The organism is Actinomadura darangshiensis, assembly GCF_004349235.1.
GTDB lineage: Bacteria > Actinomycetota > Actinomycetes > Streptosporangiales > Streptosporangiaceae > Spirillospora > Spirillospora darangshiensis.
Genome location: NZ_SMKY01000573.1, coordinates 1 through 2,202, shown reverse-complemented (window position 1 = coordinate 2,202; position 2,202 = coordinate 1). Strand labels below are relative to the sequence as shown.

Below are 2,202 nucleotides of genomic sequence, written 5' to 3'. Positions count from 1 at the left end.
CCCGCCCCCTCGGGCAGACCGCCGGACACCGCCCTCGGCATCACGCCGCTCGCCCCTCCCCGCGACACGTCGCCGGACACCGCGTCCAGCGGCAGACCGCCGGTCGTCGCCTGGGGCCGGCCGGTTGCTGTTTCCCACGGTCTGCCCGAGGGGCCGGTCATCGAAGGCCCCGCGCGGGGAGCGGCGCTTCGGCCGGCGGGGCGGTCACCGCGATGTCGCGGGGGAAGACCACGTCGAGTGTCCAGTCGAGAAGGACTCGGACGCGGCGCTCGATGCCGGGCAGTTTGCCCAGGTAGATTCCGCGCCACAGCAGCCAGGCGCTCAGCCCCGAGAAGGGGCGGCCGCGGATCTCGCCCGCGGCGGTGCGATGCCCCAGCGCGACGAACACGCCGATCGTCCGGAAGCGGAACGGGCCCGGCCGGCGCCCCCTCAGCACGGCGGCGACGTTGTCGGCGACGGCCTTGCCCTGGCGTGTCGCGTGCTGGGCGGTCGCCGGGTACGGCGTGCCGTCCTCGGCGGGGACCCTGGCGCAGTCGCCGATCGCCCAGACGCCGTCCAGGCCGAACACGCGCAGCGTCCGGTCGACGACGATCGAACCGTCGGGGCCGCGTTCGCCGGGGAGCGTCCGCAGCAGCGGGCCCGGCCGGTTGCCCGCCGTCCAGACGAACGTCGCCGCCGGGATCACCGCGCCGCCGCCGAGCCGCACCTCCCGCTCGGTGGCCCCGTCCACCCGTACCCCGAGCCGGACCTCGATGCCGCGCGCCCGCAGCTTGCCCAGCGCGTACTCCCCGAGGCGCTCCGGCAGTTCGGGCAGAACGCGCCCGCCCGCGTGGACGAGGACGAAGCGCGGCTCCCCTGGGTCGATGCCGGGATAGAAGTGGAGGACGTCATGGGCCAGGTCGTACAGCTCGGCGACCACCTCCGTCCCGGCGAACCCGCCGCCCGCCACCACGAAGGTCAGCAGCCGGGCCCGCTCCCCGGGATCGTCCTCCTGGTCGGCGCGCTCCAGCAGCGTCAGCACCCGCTCCCGGAGCCGCGCGGCGTCCGCGAGCGACTTGAGCGTGCAGGCGTTCGCCGCCACGCCCGGCAGATCCGGGAAGCGCGGGACGGACCCGACCGCCAGCACCAGATGGTCGTAGGGCACCGCCTCACCGCCCGCCTCCAGCCGGACGACCCGCCGCGCCGCGTCGACCTCGGCGACCCGCCCGTGCCGGAACCGCGTGTGCGGGACGGCGGCCCGCACCGGCGAGCTGATGTGCCGCTCCTCCAGCCCGCCCGACGCGACCCCGGCGAGCATCGGCGTGAACAGCAGATGGTTGGAGTCGCTGATCAGCGTCACGTCGATGCGCCGGCCCCGCAGGCCCAGCCGCTCGAACCGCCGTGCGGCCCCGACGCCGCCGAAGCCGCCGCCCACGATCACCACGCGCGGCGCGCGCGGTCCCGGCCTCGGCGGACGCTCCCGGAACCGCCGGACGATCACGTGGAAGAGCATCCCGGCCAGCGTGCCCTGCAGCAGCGAGCCGACCAGCTCCGGATACACCTGCGCGGCCGCCGCGACCGACCAGGTCGGCGCCGTGCCCTGGAGCAGCGAGTCGACGGTCAGCCACCAGAACGTCCAGCCGAGCAGCCCGAGGAGCAGGCCCCCCGCCGCCGACACCGCCGGACCGAACGGACGCCGCCCGACGAACCCGCCGAGGAGCTCGCCGGTGACAGCCGCGTACAGGGCGAAGACCGCCCAGCCGTATGTGCCGTGGGTCGCCAGCAGGCCCTGCCAGGCCATCAGCGCGCCGACCGCGAGGCCCGACACGAGCCCGCTGACCATCCCCGCGACCAACCTGGCGCCGTCCCCCGGCGCCGTCGGCCCATGCTCCCGCAGCCGCATGCCGCATCACCCGTCCCGCTGGGCGGCCCCCCGAGGACCTCACCGGGGTGTACGGCCGACTCGCCACCCCCGGTTCACCCGACCGAACCCCCAGGGCGAGTGCCGGGCATCCGGCAGTCCGGGGACGACCGCCGCCCCGGGGGCCGACGTCACCAAGCCGCCCTGCCCATGCTCGGCGGACGACCCCCCACGCCGGGCCACGCCGGACAATCGTCCATGGCAGGCGCGTCACAGCAGGGCGCGTCACCACAGGGCGCGTCACCACAGGGCGCGTCACCACAGGGCGCGTCACCACAGGGCGCGTCACCACAGGGCGGGCG

General features: G+C 76.2%; 1 protein-coding gene. It reads right to left on the bottom strand.

Going from position 1 to position 2,202, the window contains the following annotated elements:
• Positions 1–157: 157 nt before the first annotated feature.
• Positions 158–1,882 (bottom strand): NAD(P)/FAD-dependent oxidoreductase, encoded by a 1,725-nt coding sequence (locus E1293_RS46515; RefSeq protein WP_132206483.1) that lies wholly within the window; start codon positions 1,880–1,882, stop codon positions 158–160.
• Positions 1,883–2,202: the final 320 nt, after the last annotated feature.

Excerpts from the sequence above, each read along its gene's own strand:
- E1293_RS46515 (WP_132206483.1), bottom strand. The coding sequence starts at position 1,882 with ATGCGGCTGCGGGAGCATGGGCCGACGGCGCCGGGGGACGGCGCCAGG.